This window comes from Paramagnetospirillum magneticum AMB-1 (assembly GCF_000009985.1).
GTDB classification, from domain to species: domain Bacteria; phylum Pseudomonadota; class Alphaproteobacteria; order Rhodospirillales; family Magnetospirillaceae; genus Phaeospirillum; species Phaeospirillum magneticum.
On record NC_007626.1, the window covers coordinates 3402865 to 3421577 of the forward strand.

At 54.7% G+C, this 18713-nt stretch carries 10 protein-coding genes; 8 read left to right on the forward strand and 2 right to left on the reverse strand.

The genetic code is table 11. The annotated features are described in order from the left end of the window. The first annotated feature begins 112 nt into the window (after positions 1-112). The 6 genes from AMB_RS23510 (at position 113) to AMB_RS25310 (ending at position 14548) form a co-directional block, all read left to right on the forward strand. Positions 113-1480: a tyrosine-type recombinase/integrase gene (locus tag AMB_RS23510; protein ID WP_011385520.1), complete on the forward strand. Its 1368-nt coding sequence runs from the start codon at positions 113-115 to the stop codon at positions 1478-1480. A gap of 150 nt (positions 1481-1630) precedes the next feature. Next, a complete protein-coding gene (locus AMB_RS15905; protein ID WP_083763536.1) occupies positions 1631-3334 on the forward strand; it encodes a site-specific integrase in 1704 nt (567 codons plus the stop codon). Positions 3335-4280: 946 nt separating this feature from the next. Next, positions 4281-5792, forward strand: a complete 1512-nt coding sequence (locus AMB_RS15910; RefSeq protein ID WP_043744795.1) for a TolC family protein — start codon at positions 4281-4283, stop codon at positions 5790-5792. 16 nt (positions 5793-5808) lie between these two features. Continuing rightward, the gene (locus tag AMB_RS15915) at positions 5809-7488 is read left to right on the forward strand and encodes an ATP-binding cassette domain-containing protein (protein WP_011385523.1); all 1680 of its coding nucleotides are present in this window, start codon (positions 5809-5811) and stop codon (positions 7486-7488) included. Continuing rightward, positions 7485-8816 carry an HlyD family type I secretion periplasmic adaptor subunit gene (locus AMB_RS15920; protein WP_011385524.1) on the forward strand — a complete coding sequence of 444 codons (1332 nt, stop codon included), beginning with the start codon at positions 7485-7487 and terminating at the stop codon, positions 8814-8816. The genes AMB_RS15915 and AMB_RS15920 overlap by 4 nt, the downstream gene beginning before the upstream one ends. A 98-nt stretch (positions 8817-8914) precedes the next feature. Continuing rightward, complete coding sequence (locus tag AMB_RS25310; RefSeq protein WP_148207434.1) at positions 8915-14548, forward strand: lipase family protein; 5634 nt, start codon at positions 8915-8917, stop codon at positions 14546-14548. On the opposite strand, the gene AMB_RS15935 is transcribed toward AMB_RS25310, so the two are convergent. Together AMB_RS15935 and AMB_RS15940 are read right to left on the reverse strand one after the other, a co-directional pair. After that, entirely contained in the window at positions 14529-15410 is an 882-nt protein-coding gene (locus AMB_RS15935; RefSeq protein ID WP_043744802.1) for a hypothetical protein, read from the reverse strand. The two genes, AMB_RS25310 and AMB_RS15935, sit on opposite strands and share 20 nt — an antisense overlap. A 60-nt stretch (positions 15411-15470) precedes the next feature. Next, a complete protein-coding gene (locus AMB_RS15940) occupies positions 15471-15917 on the reverse strand; it encodes a hypothetical protein (protein ID WP_011385527.1) in 447 nt (148 codons plus the stop codon). 157 nt (positions 15918-16074) lie between these two features. On the opposite strand from AMB_RS15940, the gene AMB_RS15945 reads away from it, so the two are divergent. Then, positions 16075-17484, forward strand: coding sequence for a FliG C-terminal domain-containing protein (locus AMB_RS15945; RefSeq protein WP_011385528.1), 1410 nt, complete (start codon positions 16075-16077; stop codon positions 17482-17484). Next, a complete protein-coding gene (locus tag AMB_RS15950) occupies positions 17481-18677 on the forward strand; it encodes a FliG C-terminal domain-containing protein (protein ID WP_011385529.1) in 1197 nt (398 codons plus the stop codon). Before AMB_RS15945 ends, AMB_RS15950 begins: the two co-directional genes overlap by 4 nt. Positions 18678-18713: the final 36 nt, after the last annotated feature.

The window sequence follows — 18713 nt, forward strand, 5'->3', positions numbered from 1 at the left end:
TGGCGTCCCCACGTGGAGGTGATGAACAGCGACATCAGCGCCGCAGATCGCTTGATTTCAGCCATTCCTTGCGATAAACGTGGGTGGAAAATGTGGGTGGAAGAGGTTCCCCATGTATCTCGTCAAGCGTCGGCGGAAGTGGTGGGCGCGGCACGACCTGCCCGAAGACTTGAAAGCGTACTTCGGAGCATCGCGCCTCCAAGAAGGCTTGGACACCGAGGATCGCAAGGTAGCAGAGAAGCGGGCCGCGATCCTGTGGGTCCAATGGCAGAACGAAATGGAGAAGGCCCGCAAGGGGTCGGTGGATCACATCGAGCAGGACGCCCAGTTCTGGCGGCGGCGCTTGCTGGACGCTGGCAGCGAAGCCGAGAAGGAACTGATCCACGACCTGATTGCCGATGAGGCCGAGCGGAAGTTCCACGCCCCCGCCATTCGGGCCGGTGTAAAGGACGACCGCGATCCGCGCTTCGATGACCTTGCCGCCGCCGAAGAGGCGCAACGGTTCTTCGACGTGGCGACTGGCCGGGCCGTCAAGCTGGACGAACATCTGGACGAATGGCTCGCCACCCTCAACAACGAGGCCAAGTCCAAGGACATGAAGAAGTCCTCCATCCGCAAGTTCGCGGAGGAGTTCCCCCTGGTCGCCGACGTGAAGCGCAAGGACGTGCAACGGTGGGTGAACAGGCAGGTGGAAGCGGGCAAGGCCGTCGCCACCATCCGCCGGTCCCTGTCGGAGTTGCGGGGGTATTGGGTCTATCTGACCGCCCTGGAGGTGGTGTCCGAAAACGACCTCCCCTTCGAGAGGCTGAACCTCCCCAAGCCCAGCAAGCGGGATGCGGTCCTCAAGGAGCGGCGACACTTCGAGCCTGCCGACGTGGTCAAGCTGGTGAACGCCGCCGAGGAGCGCGGGGATACCCAACTTGCCGACCTGATCCGCCTGGGGATGTGGACGGGTGCCCGCCTGGAGGAGCTATGCGCCCTTCGGGTGGACCGGGTCGGGGATGGGTTCTTCTCGGTAGAGGACGCCAAGACCCCCGCCGGGTGGCGTAAGGTGCCGATCCATTCCAAGTTGGCCCCGACCATGGCCCGCCTACTTGAGGTCAGCCAGAAGGCCAAGGACGAATACGTCTTGGCGGGCCTGTCCCTGAACAAGTACGGCGACCGATCCAACGCCATCGGCAAGCGATTCGGCAGGCTCAAGACCGACCTGGGCTTCGGGGAGGCCCACGTCTTCCACTCCATCCGTCACACCGTCGCCCACCAGTTCAAGAACGCCAGGGTGGAGGAAGCCATTGCCGCCGACATCCTGGGCCATGAGCATGAGCGCATCACCTTCGGGACGTATGCGTCCGAACAGGCGCGGCTGAGCGATGAACAAATATACTCTTCGCACCGCCGCCGGTCTGCCATTTTTGGCAAGCGTCAGCGTGGGTGGAAAACGTGGGTGGAAGCGCCGAGCAGCAATCCGCTACGACGTTGATTTTATTGCATTTTTTGGAGTGGTTTTCGCTTGGCGTCCCCACGGGGAAGAAAGCTTCATTTTCAATAAGTTACTGAGTTATTGAAAATAAATGGTTTTTCGGCACAAAATGGTAAACACAAATGGTAAACATGCCCTTGTGAGGGTGCTATGGCAGTGGTTTGGCGGGGATCATCCTGTCGCTTTGTGATCCGGGTGCCGGAAGACCTTGTGACCACCTTAGGAAAGCAGATCTCTGAGACCCAGAAAGGGCTATCGCCTGCTATTCCAATGCGACGGATCAAAGATCTCGAGCTGCAGTGGCGGGCCTCAAAAAAGGAGATGTTCGAGCAAGTTCGAACTGCATCCAACGGCTCGAACTACATCTCTCGGTTGGAGATTCGCCAGGCTGCCAGGGATGCGGCATTGCGCGGCGTTGGGCATTTTCCCGATCCCATCACAACCAGTGGCCTCGGGGTTGGTGGAATAGCGCCACTCTCGCCAACAGTTGGGGGACTTCGCAGCGAACTGGATGCCATCGGGACGACATCCAAGACTTATGCCGATGGCTGGATAAACGACAAGGGATGGGTGTTGGCGAAGGAGGGGTATGACTTCTTTTTGGGCTGCGTCCGGAACGCACTTGAAGATCGGATTGCCTATGACCTCATGAAGCATCTGGGGCACATAGATGATCGTGGAGGCGATCTGGCGACGCAATTAATGCTGCATCCTGCTCGCTCCCCAGGTGAAAAATCGATCCTTAACCAGAATAAAATTGATGATGCTGAGTGGAATCTCGGCCGCCGTCGCCTGACGTTGATGCAGGCAATCGGTGAGTTTAAGCAGAGAAATGACTTTGATCGGTTGCGCTACACAACCAAGATGACATTTGAAGATACATTTGTTGTTTTAACCGCAAAGTTCGGGGCGACCCGTGAGGTTCACACTATTGTCCCCGAAGATTTTTCAGCTCTCGGCGCAGATTTGCCGAAGCTGCCACTCTATATGAAGCGAAAGATTAAAGACGGATATAAGCTTGAAGCCTTAACCAATGAAAATGATGAGAAAATTGCAAAGGCAACCGTAAACCGTCATATTAGCAATATTAAGCAGATATGGAAGTGGCTCGCCGCCCAGCGCCTGATAAAGCATGATTCAACTGGTGAACTCAGAACAACCAAGGGGGAGCAAAAGCACCCGCGCCAGGTTCTGACTTCCGATGACATAAAGAATATTTTTATTTTGAAGGCTGAGGAGATTCATGGTGGCGACATGAACTCGATGAATTTTTGGCTGCCTTGGATCGGGCTGTACACGGGGGCAAGAAGGGGTGAAATTGCCCAGCTAACGCCAAACGATATACGAATGTATGCAGGCGTTGAGTGCTTCCACATCGAAACACTCGAAGACAATGGCGCGATATCAGAAAAAACAATTAAGACAAACGCATCAAAGAGAGTTGTTCCTGTTCACTCAAAACTCATTACGCTTGGCCTACTTGATTTTCGTGAGCGAGCAAGAGCGAATGAGAATGGCAAGCTTTTCTACGAGTTGACGTGGAACCGAACCCATAGATGGATGGGAAGAGTCGAAAAATATTTGTCGCGGGTGCTGCACCCTGTAATGGGCGGGCGCGAATCGGGGAAAACATTTCACTCATTTCGGCATACCGTCAACAATCGGCTACTTTGGAAGGCCGAGGTCGATCCTGGCATCGTTGACGCGCTGCTTGGCTGGTCGTCGGAGGAACGCAAGGACGTCACGGCTGAGATCAAGAAAGACCTCATGCGGATGCACTATGGCAAGGCCACCCTGGCGATAGACCGTTTGAGGGATGGCATCGAAAAACTCGTCTTTCCCGAGCTTGATTGACAGCTGAATGATGGGGGCCATGACAGTCACCGAGATGATATCGCGATCAGGAGGACTGCGGCTCCCAGCCGATGTGACCATCGAAGATATTCTTGGCCAGATCACGCTGCCTTTACCGTCCCAGATGCCCCCCATACCCTCTGGGATTTCTGGAGTGGTGGCTTCGATAATCAGAACCCCTTGCCAGGAACCGTGCCTGCATGACGCGGTTTACGTCGGCTACCACCTCATCCCAGCATCCCTGACAGCAAGTGTTCGGCCGGGTTGCGACGTCCACGAACTGCTCTATCTGCTCGAGGCCGCCACACCCCATGTGCCGATAGGTCGGTGTTTGTGCTGTCATGCCCCTGGCCGGGAAAGCACAGGAGTAGATTTCCAAGATCTTGCCTACCGCCAGGAGATTGATCGCCAATCCCCCGATGAAAGCTATGAGCACCTCGGGGTGTGGTCGTCTTTTGTGGGCGATGATCGTTGGACCATCCTCGGCCTTCATTGGAGCATAAAGGGGCGTACAGGAGTGATGGTGCAGTGGTAAACTGCGCCCATGGCCCACCGCTCGATCTGGTGTTCCAACTTCGCGCCCAGGCGCAAGGATTCGCCCATGCCGAACGCATGCAGCAGATCACCGGGGCCATCACCCCGCTGACCGCCGGAACACCCGTAGACAAGACGATTGGGCAGCACCCGTCACCTTGGGGTCAACAAGAGGCGAGGCTAATCGCCACCTCAATCTGTTGCCATTTTCCCGTAATTGTGTTAGTGCCCCTAATGACAAAAGAAATACTGCCCAGAGAATATGGGGCGAGGGGAGAGCATGAAAATCAGACATTGGGCTTGGGTGGCCATCCTAATCTCTGTTCCCATGCCCGCTCGCGCAACATCTATAAGTGCCGAAGTATCTTCTCTTCTGGATACACACCCCAGAATTGCAAGCGCGCGCCACGAGATGAATGCGGCGGCGCAGCAGGTCAAGGAAGCGGTCGGAAAATGGTTCCCCGATTTGGAACTGACCGAAGATGCAGGGCGCGAGCGGTATCATCGTGACGCGACCAAGAATACGGTGGCTTCGTTCCACCAACTGGATGTCAGGCTGACCCAGAAAATCTGGGACTTCGGCAAAACCAATGCCGATATCCGGGCCGCCGAATATCGCTGGAAGGCAGCCAAAGAGAACTTTCGCGCCGCCGAGCACACCATCATCTATGATGCAGTGTTGTCCTACCTCAACCTGATGAAATCCTACCGCATCCTCGACTACTCCAAGAAGTCCGAGGAGAATATCAAGCGGCAAGCCAATCTCGAATCCGCCATGGTGGTGTCTGGGCGTGGCTATCAGACCGACGTGCTCCAGGCCAAGGCACAGTTGTCCGGGGCAGAGGCCCGTCGGGTACGGGCCGAGGGCGTGATCGATCAGGCGGTCAGCCATTATCAGGCAGTATTCCTGCGCGATCCCCCAGCAGAGTCGCAGATGGCCCTGCCCCGCTCTCCCGATGAAAAGCTGTATCGGTCACGAGAGCAGGCGATTGAAGCGGCCTTGCGCCAGAACCCCCAACTGGCCTCGGCCCGCATGACCTCCCGCTCGGCGAAGGAAACGGCGCTCAGCGTCGCCGCCGACAAATATACCCCGGTGGTCAAGGGGATCGTCGAGTCGACGCATAAGAACAATGTGGCTGGATTGATGGGGTACCAGTCCGACCAGGTCGCCAAAGTTCAAATCTCCTTCCCATTCAATCTCGGCTTCACCGCCATGAACTCCGTCTCGGCCGCCGTCGAGACCCACTCCGCAACGGTTGCCAAGGAAGGAACCGTTCGCATCAGTCTGGAGGAGCAGGTCAAGGGGCTATTCAAGAACCTCGACGTTCAGAAAAAGAATGCCGGGCTGCTCCACAACCAGGCGACTCTGTCAGAGCAGTTCCTCGAGATGGCGCGGGAAGAGCGGAAGATCAATCGGCGCTCGCTGATCGATATCCTTCAGGGCGAGACCCAGCTCTATAACGCCGAAAGCGATGCCTATTCCGCCGATATCGACGTCATCATCTCCACCTTCGCGCTGTTGCAGGCAACCGGCGACCTGACATCCGACCTTCTGGAAGAACTGACGGGAGCGAATGCCGGTGCCTCGATTGCTCTCAGAGGGAGCGAAGATGACGACACGTCGGGCAAAAACGCCAAACCGGTGGTTCAGGTCAGGGCTATGAAGCCGCCGCCTCAACCCCAGCCGGTTCAGATTGCGGTGCCGGTGCCTGCTCCAGCCCCTCTACCTGTGAGAGAGGTGGTTGCCGCCCCGCCGGTCTATTCCCCGCCGCCTGCTGTTGAGCCGGTGGTCCTGCGTCCACCGAAGGGCATGGGTCGACTTGCTCCAGCTCCCTCCCAGACCAGGGCATTGGAAGACGACGGCTTGACGGACTCTGTGGTTCTACGTCCACCCACAGGGCCTAAAAAGTTGTTCATCCAGTGAAGCCGGGTAACGTCCGATGAAGAAGGTCTTTGAGTTGCTGCTGGCCGACCGGAAGATCGGCCACTTGCTGCTGATCTCCAGCCTGTCGGCGAACATCCTGGCCCTTGCCTCCTCCATCTTCGTGATGCAGGTGCTGGGGCGCTATGTTAGCTATGGCGTCGATGCCACCCTGGCGACCCTGACCATCGGAACCCTGGTCGCAATCCTGTTCGAGTATCTGTTCCGCCATTACCGGCTCAAGATCGCGCGATCGATCTCAAGCCCGTTGGAACGCTCGTTGTCGGAGCAGACCTTCGAGCGATTGGTGCGAACCCGGTACCTCGCCCTGGAGACCCTGAAGCCCGGCATCCGCCAGGAAATTCCCCGCGCGCCAGAGGTGATCGCCACCACCTATAATCCTGCCAATCTGGTTGCAGTTCTGGATGTCCCCTTCGCCTTCCTGTTTCTGCTGGTCATCCTGCTGTTCAACCCCATCCTGGCCGGGGTGTCGGTGGTGTTCTGCGGACTTGGCTTCTGGCTGGGCACCGAGGGGCCGAAGCGGTTTGCCGACGCCATGAAGGAAGCGACAGAGGTTGCTGCCAGAAAGAACGCCGTCCTGGCCAGCGCCAATAGCGCCTCGGAAACCGTGCGGGCCTTCGGGTGTGCTGGATTTCTGGCCGAAGGATGGAAGGACCGCTCCACTGCTGCCCGAAAGCTGATGCGGGCCGTGGAAGAGAACAAGGGGGTGTTGCAGCATCTGATCCAGGGCCTCGGCTCGATCATGAGCGTCGCCATCATCGCCATCGGCGGCATCCTGGTCGTCCACGGCAAATACGACGTCAGTTCGCTGGTCGGCGTCAATATCCTGGCCAGCCGCGCCTTGGGTGTCATCAATCGGTTCGCCCAATTGAGCGAGGCCTTGGCCAAGGGCGGCAAATCCCAGGAACTGCTGAACGAGTTCGGCAAGCTTGGTCAGGAAGCCTCGACCGGTGGTCGTGTGGCCGAGTACCACGGCAAGATCGAGTTCCGTGACTTCGCCTTCTCCTACCCACGCTCCACAGGCCCGGTCCTGGAAGGATTTGGGGCTATCCTGACCCCAGGAGAGGCCATGCTGGTGCAAGGCCCCAATGGATCGGGCAAGACCACCTTTGCCCGGCTGGTGATGGGCATCCTGGACCCCAGCCGAGGGCAACTGTTCGCCGATGGGGTGGATATCCGCCAACTGGCTCCCGACTACTGGCGACGGCAAGTGATCTACCTCCCCCAGGAGGTCACCCTTCTGAACATGAGCATCGAGGAAAACCTGATGCTGGGGCGGACCGACCTGACCAAGGAGGAGATGGCGACAGCTTTGGGTGTCGCCCGGTTGAAGACCTTCATCAATCAGCTTCCCGAAGGCGTCCGTACCGTCGTGACCGAACAGGGGCGCAACCTTTCACTTGGAATTCGTCGCCGTCTTGGTCTGGCGCGGGCTCTGCTTCAGTCGCGGGATGGGCGTATTGTTCTGTTCGATGAACCCAATGAAGGGCTGGATGGCGAGGGGCGGGCAGCCATAGCAGAAGTGCTGACCCATTTCCGTAAGGTGGGTCGCACCATCATCGTTGTCGGAGATACCTCTGACCTTCCGTTTGTGGCCAATCACGTCCTTGATCTCACCACCAAACCGACTCCGATTCTGCGGTCATCGGGCACGCCTCGGAATGGAGGCGTGTCATGAAGTTCTCCGATATCAAGACCGAACTGAGACGCCTGCTGGTTCTGGATCAGAGTATGGGCGAGGATGATGTTGATCCTATCGCCCGCCTCATGGTCATGGCCCTGTCGGGAGCCTTGGTAGTTTTCATTCTCTGGGCCAGCATCGGGCAGTTGGAGGTGGTGTCGGTTGCCACTGGTGAAATCGCCCCATCCAGCCAGCTGAAGCAGCTTTCCCATCTGGAAGGAGGTATCGTCGGTGAGATTCTGGTGGCCGAAGGCGATCAGGTCCGTGCCGGTCAGCCTCTCCTCACCCTTCAAGCCACCAAGTCAACGGCAGACCTTGGGGAATTGTCCCAACGACTGCTGTCGCTGCGGTTTGAAATCCTCCGACTGGAGGCTGCATCTGACAGCAAATCTGAAATCCAATTCCCCGCCGATCTGCTCAAACAGTATCCCGATCTCGCCAAGGAGGCTGATGCCTTCTTCCGCAGCCGCCGCGCCCGTCTCGCCAGTGAACTGTCCGGGGCCGATGAGCAGATCAAGCAGCGCCAACAGGAAATCAATGGCTTCAGATCCCGCATCCAGAATGATCGCCATAGCCTGGAATTGTTGAATGAGCAGATCGCCATCAGCGATGACCTGTTGAAAAAGGATCTCCAGAACCGCTTTGTTCACATCGACTTGCTCAAACAGGCGAGTGAGTTGAAAGGGCGCATCAATGAGGCGGAATCGGCCCTGAGCCGAAGCAACGCGGCACTGGCCGAGGCCCATGCCCAAAAGGCAAAGGTCACAGCAGCCTTCGAGGAGGAATCCCGCACTCAGTTGGACAAGGCTCGCCGAGAGTTTTCGGAGCTCTCACAGCGCACCGCATCCTTTTCCGACAATCTGGACCGTACCGTGATCAATGCCCCGGTCGGGGGTATTGTGAAGAAGCTCTATTTCGTGACCCAGGGAGGCGTGATCCGCCCTGGCGCCCCGGTCATCGATCTGGTCCCATCCGATGACCGGCTGCTGGTCGAGGCCAAGCTGCCGCCGCAGAATGTCGGCTACGTCAAGGTGGGCGACCCCGCCTATGTCAAGCTGACGTCCCCGGATGCGGCCCTATTTGGGCGGTTGCATGCCAAGGTGATCCACATCAGCCCGGACACCTTTACCGAAGAGAAGATCGGCACCTTCTATAAGGTTCGCTTGAGCGTCGAGCGGGATTTTTTCGACGGCGGGGGAGAGCGATACCAACTCCTCCCCGGTGTCCAGGTGGCCGTTGATATCGTGACCGGAACACGCTCTGTGATGCGCTACCTGTTCGGGCCGTATCTGCGACAGATGTCGGAATCCATGCGGGAGCGGTAATTGCCGGATTGCGAGCATCAAGGGTATTGATGGCGTTTCTGACTCATTATACCCTCACAATCCTTGTGTGATTTCTGCCTTGTTGAAGGGGCCAATCCGTGGCTGATCAAATTGCCCAAAATGCAGAGCCTGAAAAGGCTGAAGGCAACGCTGCGAAACAGCCGGATTCAGGCCAAGGCAATCCTCAGCCAGCGCAGGGTGCAGAGGGAAATCAATCAGCACGCCCCGGTGATGAAGGTTCCGAAAGTTCCGGAACGGCTGGAAAGGCGGGCAATTCCACAGGTCAACCAGCGGGATCATCGACGGCAACTGAAACGCTTGGTGCGACAGGGGGGGCGTCACAGGTGACCCGAACTCTTACGCCATCCTCCGGCACCTCACAAAACGAACCGTCATCCTCGCTTAATCCAGCCTCGCAAGTCGCCCCCCCAGGTTCTGCACCTGTATCTTCATCGTTACAGAGCCCGATGACGTCGGCGTTTGGCAGTTCTCCGCTCACGGGTTTTGGTGGAACAACGACCGTCTTCTCGCCATTTCAATCGATTGGCTCTAACCAAATGGCGCCGACGGGATTCGGTCCTTCCGTTGGACTCAGCATGAATGCTGGCCCGATGATGATGTCGCAACCGACCGGTATTGGCGTTAACGGGTTAGGGGGAATGTCGCTGAGCAGCGGCACTCAGACCTTCATAAATTTTGACAGTTCGACGTTCGGGAGTAGATTCGAATCTAGAGTTGAAACCGTCACTAAGGCCTCAACAAGTCAAAACACAGACTATATTCAGAGAAATATTATTGCGACTAATGATAAATCGCCACCGCCATCTGTTCCCGTCCACATAAATCCAACCAATGACTCGGGCGACAGTTTTGAAAAGACAAAAGTAGAGGCCGATTTAACTGCGTATTGGCAGAATATAATTGGGAGCCATGCCAGCGTGTTATCCGCTGTAAGCGCTGGATACAACGCGTATAAAACAGAGGTGATAGAGCTTAGTTTATCCATACCACTAGTAGACATGTTGACCGGAAAAAACTCATCAATAAAATTAATGGATATGAGGGTCCTGTCGACAGATGTTCGTTCAGATATAGAACGGCGGGTTAGCGAATCAATTAAGAGCGACGACACAGACGAAAGAACAAATTATGATTTTTATAGCGAGTTAATGACACAAGATGCAAGGGATGAGAGAGCTTTACATGCCCCATATGCTAATGGCTTTTACAGTCTAAGGGCGCCAGGTTCTCCTGGGGAGACAGTCGTTTCATTCAGAGAAGCCAAAGAAACTAGCGAAGTTGCAACTAAATATTTTGCCTTGGCGACCGATAGCGCATCCAGAGTTTTAGTTTCGGCGTGGCCAGAATTCAATCACGTTGGAACGCTTGGCCTAGCTTTACTAACGTCCAATAACTACAAAATTGCACCGGATGACGAGAATAATCCCAATGATCAGGGGGAGCTTTGGCAAGATGCTGGAATGGTCGTTATAGCAAAAGAAGTTAATTCCGGATCGTATGCGATTAGTATGGGCGACAGACCTGCGGATTCAGAATTATTAAGAGTAGCTGTGCATGACCTGCGCCCCATTGAACATAATACCTCAGTTCATAATATGGCAACATTTATCAAGGACGTATCTATATTAAACTCAGCCATATATGGCAGCACATACAATGTATCTGGCGACCGATATCATGAATATATATCGAACAACGACAACAAGAAATCAATCGCTAGCGAGTCAGAGTATCTAAATTTAAGCACAAACTACAGGGAATTCCTCAATTCATATGGATTCGACACTCTGGATGGCATTGCCTTGGGTATAGCGACAGGAAATGGTGCGTCGGATGGATATCCATTTTATGAATCAATTTTAGAAGGGGCGCCATCTCTTTCCATTCAAGAGCACTTCAATTATTTCTCTGCCGGAGGGATTTATAAAAACAATCAAATGCCCCTCCCCTCATCGAGAAATCTTGAGGGGGATTGGTCGAGATTTGCCGGTGCTATTGCGATGGTAAATTTAAAAGCTGCGGAAAATGGTGAAAAGACTCTATACCTGACCTTCAGGGGGACAGATGGAGATATCGGCATTGATGGAGAGGCTGGAACATCAGATGGACAGATACGCTATTATCGTCAATTGATGCCGATAATAGATATGGTTCGCAATTACATTGACAAGAATGCAGACATTGCAAACCTTGTTGTGTCCGGACATAGCCTTGGAGGCACAATGGCTGATTTGTTCACAGTCATTGATTCCGGAAGATTTTCGCCGATAGTTAATCTGAGTGTTGTGGCTATTGCATCAGCTGGAATTGATACGGAATTCTTTTCAAAATGGAGGGCCATGGGCGGTGAATTTAATTCCGCTGTTGTCAATATTGACGGCGCCGGAGATCTCACTTTATCAACTCCTGGATATTACTATTCCATATCAAATTCAGAAGATTTTGTTGGCCGCCCGTGGACCATAAATTTTGAAAAGGTCGGCATAAAGACAGAGGGCGGTAACTCCGTATTGTGGAATAACGTGCACCTGTCTGGCGCAGACATAATTTTAAAAAATCCTGATATTGATCAGTATGAACTGGCCAAGCTCAAGGGCACCGGAGAGTATTACGCCGTAGGATCCACCCATGGCGGAACTTTGGTTGAGCGTACCATCCCAACATATGAATCTCTTTTCTATGCACAGCATAACGAAGAGTTATATGAAAAAAATATCCTATCTGTTTTTAGCGCAGCAGAGGCTGCAAAATTAGATTCCATCGTTGGATGGAGTATAATTTGTGGAGATGGAACTGCGATTAATACCAACGATGTCGGGAGTGGGGCATTACCTGGTGAATCATATATCGACAGGGCGGACTTGCATAGTTGGGGATTGAGTATCAATGACGATCTTAATGGCACGTCTGATCGCGACCTGATTGTCGGTAAGGAAGGTGATGATTTCCTGGTTGGCAATAGCGGTGGAGATGTTCTGAGCGGTGGGGCTGGTGCCGATACGTTTGTTTACCGCTCAAGCTCAGACTCCCATGCCGACGGCAGTTCTTTTGATATAATAACAGACTATGAAAAGGGCGTAGATAAGATTAATTTTTTTGGCCAAAAACTGACGCTTATTCCATCTGCGACTTTTGTTGGTTCGGGCACCCAAGGCATTTCATCAACGATCGCAGGCCTAGCAGCCAACTCCCCCGATCAAACCGTGACATGTTTTACAGATGGAACGGATGGATACGTCTATGTCAAGGCAACGGGAACCGCATTTGACGGCACTTTCATCAAGCTGATTGGCCTTAATTCGGAAATCGGTGCTAATGACATCGTGGGGGTGAACCACTTGCCCACTCTAACGAATGTGAGCAAGAGCATTTCAGCATCGGGCAGTTCAGGGCTTCTGGCGACCGACTTCACGTCGGGCTTTTCAGATCCAGACAGTGACGCCCTCTCAGCCATCAAGATCGTCTCACTGCCGCAATTGGGCGGATTGGAACTGAATGGGCAATCCGTGACAGCTGGGCAGGAAATTGCCGCTGCTGAGATCAGCGGACTTAGCTATACCCCGAGTGAGTCAGGAAATGACTCGTTTATATGGTCAGCGAGCGATGGAGTTATGTTTTCAGAGCACAGATCTCAATTTAGCATTGTCATTGCAAGCAATGCAAAGCCAACAATAACCGACATTAGTGAAAAATCATTTTCCGGATTGTACTGGTTTAATTCACATCAGTTTATCAACGCTTACTCAGATACTGATGGTGATTCTCTATATAAAATTAAAATTGTTGAGTTGCCATCTGAAGGTTTTCTGGACTTTTTAGGGCAATCTGTTTTTCCTGGACAGGAAATTCTTTTATCAGAAATTTCAAAAATGAATTACTTCCCCCCTGGGGGGGGGGGATTTAATGGAGTGCAAAGCTTTAAATGGGCCGCTACTGACGGAGATGGGCATGAATTTTCTGTGCCGCATGACTTTATCTTGCATTTTTCTTCATTATACACTCCGATGACGCAACAGTCGTATGGGTGGGGATACCCTTATAGCGTTACAACTCCGGACGTCGCCGTTTCCGAGCACGGAGAGCGCTCTTTGGTCACTTACGTAATTAATGTTAGCCCATTCGTCCAGCCATACCTTTGTGCGGAAATAAGAGGGTACGGCCAGGATGGAAATGAGTACGACGTCAAAAACTTCATAACAGTTAACGATAGAAATTTTAACACCGATAGTTTTGGATTTGTCAAATCACTTCACGTTACAGATGCCGTCAATAGTAGATTTATTGTGTCATGGGCGCAGGAATCATATTACGCTCGAATGATAGCTAACTATAGCTATGTAGATGGTGTAGATGTTAGAGATGTTGGCATGAGCTTTCCATTATTTAGGGTTATTGATGGAGAGGGTAATTTTATTACGGACCCAATTGTTGTGCGGCAACAGCATAATTTAAGTATCGATGTTGCGTCACTTTACACAAGTGGCTCCCTCGAGTTATCTGATAAATTCGTCGTTGTTACAGATAGTGCCGGATTTTTATCTGACTATCATTATGCTTCTGGGGCAATTAATAGCGGTGTGCAGGCGAAGATCTATAGTATGGAAGGGATGTCATCTGGAGGTGATATTTTTATCTCTAATGGCCATGACGTTCAGGTGCAAGCCTCTATGCAAGGTGGTTTTTATATTGGATACACAGAAGTTAATGAATTGCAAAAAACAGATCTGTATATAAATAAGTATGATTCAGTCGGCTCCATGATAAAATCGACTAAAATTGCATCAGAATATGGCCTTCATTATGATATATCTTCATTATCAGAAGGTTTTTCAGTCGCTTGGGACGGAAGCGATACAGTGTCAGGCTCAAAACATGTTGGCATAGCGCGATACAATGGCGATGGCATTGAAGTTTATAATTACACCTTATCTGACAATGCCAGCAATGCTCGAATTTCTGATATTAATCAGAACTGGAGTGCTGTTTCATATTTTAGCAATAATGGAATCATGAATATATTTTATATAGACAGCAGGGGGACGCAAGCCGCCCATTGGAATTGGAATTCCTTGCAAGCTGTTGGAATGGACTTTGAAATGGATACTTTTATGGACGGATCTTTATTAATGACTCAGAAGTTTGATCAAGGATCAAACCACTATGCGCTTGCTCGACATTTTTCTCCACGGCTCTGCTCATCAGACCCTATCGTGTTTGACATTAATAATGATTCATCATTTTTAAATAACATAAATATAGATGGCGTTTTATTCGATATCTTGTCAAATGGGGAAGTTTCACACATTAACTGGTTCTCACCCAACGACGCTGTCCTTGCTATCGACTCTGATCGCAACGGCCAAATTCAGGGGATGGGAGAGCTCTTCGCCGACTTGTCCGGTAAGCTCACCAGCACGGAGGTTCTCGCGACATTCGACCTGAACCACGATGAGCGTATCGACGACAAAGATTATGTGTTCCGTGATCTGATCGTCTGGAGCGACCGCAACAGCAACGGCATCAGTGAAGCCGATGAGATGAGGTCCATCCATGACGCGGGGATCATCTCTATCGATCTTCATACGACCCCGAGCGACGTTGACCCGGCAATCCTGTCACATGGGACAGCCACCATGGCCGATGGCAGTTCCCTGAACTTCGCCGAGGTGATCTTCCAGGAAATGCCACAGGTCACTGATCATCATGTTTGAAGTTTGGGCTTTGTAATCCCATCGCCTCGACCTTGCCGCCGTTCAGGGCAAGGAATGCCTCGGCGTAGTCGTTTCCGGCTTTGAAAACCCGGCCGACCTCACGCAGGAAGCGGTCGAGCGAGGCGGGTTCTCCACGCCAAGCCGCCGTCATGACCTTGCGCAACTCCACTCCGTTGCCGCTTTCCACCAGGGCGACGGCAAGACGCCACAGCGGGAGTGGCACGCCGTCGCGCAAGGTGTTGGGCGGGCCATCCCAACTGGCCGCCAGCCCTCCGGCATCGGTACAGGTCAGACGTGACGACCGGCAGATTTCGGCGACGACGGCACTGATCGGGCGGCGCAGGCCATCCAGCTTTGGGCGCAGCCCAGTTCCCGGCACGTAGGCCAGCGGCACCAGGGACACGAAAGCGGCGTAGGGGTAATCCTCCTCGCCCCCCAGGGAGCGCGGCACATAGGTCGATGACGTCAGAAATTCCGGACTGCCGTCGCCGTCCACATCCCTGACCGTGTCGGCACAGGGATGCCAGGACGGATAGGCGTGGGTCTCCAGCCGCTTGCCCGGTACCACCAGGGTGCAGGTATTGGGCACCCGCCCTCGAATGTCAGCGGATTGGATCAGCACGGCGCCTTCGGTGATGCGTGGCAGCGTCCGGGCGAGCGTGCATTCCGTTTCATTGCGGTCGCCGTCCGTGGGGATGCAGGACCACAGGCGCTTGACATCCTTGCGGATCTCCAGAAGGACGCCGGAAACCGGGCGCAAGCTATAGCCGCCGCCTAGTTGGCGCGTCTCTGCCGCCAGAGCCGATGCACTCCAAAGCATGCCAGCGATCAAGCCGATGGCGGCAATGCCCTTGCGCGTCATGATTATGGATCCTTGGATATCAGGGGAAGCAACATCGATCATCCTCTTTTGTTCAGCGGGTCACCCCGAGAAGAAAATGGCCGCGCCGAGGGCCAGAAGCGGGGAGCAGATCAACATGAGAATAGCAATGACCCATGCAATGGATGGCCCATGCAGATCGCCCTGGGTCATCGTCGGCCCGGATGGGGTCAGGGCCGCGATGAACTCCCGCAAGGTTCCGCAGACATAGCCGTCAGGATCAGCCAGATCATCGGTGAAAAAAATCTCACGCTCTGTCTGGAGGGCATGGCATGCGGCAAGGCGAAATTCCTCCCAAGTCTCACCTTGGCTCACGGAGATGATTTTGTCCGCGACCTCACTGGCCAACTTCACGGATTTCCATGGGCTGCCATGGCGCTCCTGGACGTAATAGGCTGAGGCGTAGGTCTCCTTCAGCCGATGGGCAACGGCAGCGACAGCCCCCGAGGCCCGCATGCGCCATGTCCAGACATCATCCCGGCTTGCCATTGCGTTTGGTTCTCCCTGACCTCTCGCTGATCGTTGGAGGTGTAGACGGACGGCTTCCGAGTATTGCTTGTTTTTTCTTGCGGATAAACCCTCGCGCCTGTCCGTCTATTCCTGAAATTCGGGTATCATCCCCGGCACCAAGGAGGGGAGAATCAAAATGACATCAGCACCAGCCGAGGCCGACCTCGACCTCATCACCCAGGCCCCGACCAGGGAAACGGCACGCGACCTTTGCCTGCTGATCAATGATTTGTGCCACCTGGACAAAATGCGGCAGATCGTCGTCCTGGAAGACACGCTGGATCACCCCGAGCGCAGCCTGCTGTTCTACGCTTATCGTCAGGTACGGGATCGCTCTTGGCTGGCGGAACCGATGCGCGACATCTTCCGCCACATCACCTTGGGCCTGACCGAGCAGGTCCAGGTCGAGCGCCTGCTCGATTCCCGCATCGCGGCCATGGCCGAGGAGGACCGCCGTCACATCCGCGACACCCTTGCCGGAATGGCTGACAAGTCGGCGCGGGAAGATCTACGCGAGCGGCTGAACGATGCCGCCGCAGATAAGGTGCTGGTGCTGCGGGCCTTGCGCAACGCCCTGGTAGCCCATGTGGGTGGCTACGCCCCCATGGTCGCGGCCGATTATGCCCGTTTCTCGCTGCCGGACTCCTTGCGGATGGACTACGACGAGCTTATCGAACTCATCGCCAACTCGGTGCGCATCCGCGTGGGAGGCGCGGCCGAACTGATCCTCCCCATCGATCCCATCGATCCCGCCAGTTACGATTATGACCGACGCATGGCTCGCCGTCTCAGGGAGGATAAGGAAGAGGTTGAAGAGGCGGTTGAGCCGGTTCCCGACCTGGAGGCCAGGTTGGACGCCATCGCCCAGGGTTGGGCCAATGACGATCCCGACTGGTGCCAGTGGGTTGACCGATTGGCGGGATATCTCCAGCTCATCCGCGAACGCTCGCTGAAGAAATTGACGCGGCTGGTTGATGAAGGAAGCTGGGCCATCAGCCTGCTGGGGTTGCCGACGCCGGTGGTCAGCCGAATCTTCGGCTTGATGAGCAACGGTGCCCAGGCGTCACTCCTCCGGGATATGGAGAATCATTGCGATTTTGATGGCATTTGCCTGACCCGTGGCTATGTGTCCAGGACGCGGCAGAACATCCTTCAGGTCATCGAGCAGAAGGGGCTGGCCGATGGCGGCGCGGCACGGCTGAAGACGATCATGCATGCGCCTCTGGGCTACGAGGCGTTCGATGCCTTGGCGACGCTGGACGACGGCGAGTTGAATGCGCTGTGGCGCCAGACCAGCAAGGATACGGTCGGGACCGCGTTACTGGGAACTTCTATCGAGGTTGCCGTACGCCTCCTCGGCCGCCTGAGCGAGGACGCCCGCCAGATGATGCTGGACGATATGGAGAGCCTATCCGCCGAGAAGACAACGGCTGACATCGAAGAGGCTCAAAGGAACATCCTTTGGCCCACGTCATGGGATGATGACGCGACACTGGATGAGACGCTGGCTAGCCTCCGGGCAATTTTGGCAGGATCGGCGTCGTGAGTGGGATTGCTTCTATCCGCTCATTGATCCGCGAGGCCCCGACGCGGGAAGCCGCCCTGGCCTTGCTGCTGTGCCTCTACGACCTTTGGTCCTTGGCCAAGGCCAGAGGGCCGCTGGCTTTGGAAGACCACGTCGTTCATCCCGAACGGAGCGTCATCCTCCACCAACATCGATTACTGTCCCGACTGCCCTGGTTGATGGAACCGCTGATGGATCTGGTGCGCCACTTCACCCTGGGAACCGATGGCAGCTCTGCATACGATCAAATGATCGATGGCATCATAGCCGCGGAAGAGCAGTGGATGCGCACCGTCCACGGTTTGGTGATGCTGCTCGCCTCGGTAATAGCCGTATTCTGGGTTATTGCCATGGTCATTGTAAGACCGCCTCTGGTCATGGAAGGAAGCCTTTCCTGGCCCACGGTCACGCTCTGGATCGTCCCCATGGGACTGACCATGCTGGCACTTCATTGCATCAAGGTTTGGATCGGATGGGTTGCGAGTGAGCGGACCGGCATGCTGGAGGCACTGCGCCGGGGGATATGCTTTCACGCCGATGGCGCATTTGCCCCCCAGGTGAGCGCGGATGCCGCTCGCATGGCGTTGCCACAGCGGCTGCGGCCGAGCCATGACCAGTTGGAAAATATGATCCGGGCGGAATCCGTTCGGTACCTCTATCCCGTCGCCCCCCTGCTGTTGCCAGCGGATAGGGCCGACGGAAAAGACTGCGCCACGGCCATCCAGGACATGTTGGACCGGTTAATGCCATCCGAGCTCGACAGTTTCGAGCGAGATCAGAGGTTGAATGAACTGCTGACCGATCTTTCCGACGATGTGCCTCCCGAGTATTCCGCGGTGTCCGTGGACTTCAACCGGTTGTCCCTCCTTGGAACAGATGGCATCCGAGTCTTGCTGCATTCCATTGGCAAGGACATGTGGGCCATGGCGTTGCGCGGAGCCACCTCACATACGGCTCGGTCCATCCTTGACTGTATCAGCCATCGCGCCGGGCGATTGTTGATGCAGGACATGGAGGCGCTGGACGGCGCTACGGTGGTGGAGATTCTTGAGGCCCAGCGCACGATCATCGAGACGCTCAGAAACTTACGTGCGACAGGGACTTTGCCGGATCAGGCGACCTTGGACAGGGAGTTTCTCGCGCAGCTCTCGTCTCTGGACAGCCCCCTATCCTGACGCAAAATATCGCAATGGCCTTCATGGCGGGAGCAT

What these genes read in the sequence shown, in the direction of transcription:
- AMB_RS15905 (WP_083763536.1), top strand. Translation starts at nt 1,631, where the DNA reads ATGGCAGTGGTTTGGCGGGGATCATCCTGTCGCTTTGTGATCCGGGTG.
- AMB_RS15920 (WP_011385524.1), top strand. Translation starts at nt 7,485, where the DNA reads ATGAAGTTCTCCGATATCAAGACCGAACTGAGACGCCTGCTGGTTCTG.
- AMB_RS15940 (WP_011385527.1), bottom strand. Translation starts at nt 15,917, where the DNA reads ATGGCAAGCCGGGATGATGTCTGGACATGGCGCATGCGGGCCTCGGGG.
- AMB_RS15910 (WP_043744795.1), top strand. Translation starts at nt 4,281, where the DNA reads ATGAATGCGGCGGCGCAGCAGGTCAAGGAAGCGGTCGGAAAATGGTTC.
- AMB_RS23510 (WP_011385520.1), top strand. Translation starts at nt 113, where the DNA reads ATGTATCTCGTCAAGCGTCGGCGGAAGTGGTGGGCGCGGCACGACCTG.
- AMB_RS15935 (WP_043744802.1), bottom strand. Translation starts at nt 15,410, where the DNA reads ATGACGCGCAAGGGCATTGCCGCCATCGGCTTGATCGCTGGCATGCTT.
- AMB_RS15915 (WP_011385523.1), top strand. Translation starts at nt 5,809, where the DNA reads ATGAAGAAGGTCTTTGAGTTGCTGCTGGCCGACCGGAAGATCGGCCAC.
- AMB_RS15945 (WP_011385528.1), top strand. Translation starts at nt 16,075, where the DNA reads ATGACATCAGCACCAGCCGAGGCCGACCTCGACCTCATCACCCAGGCC.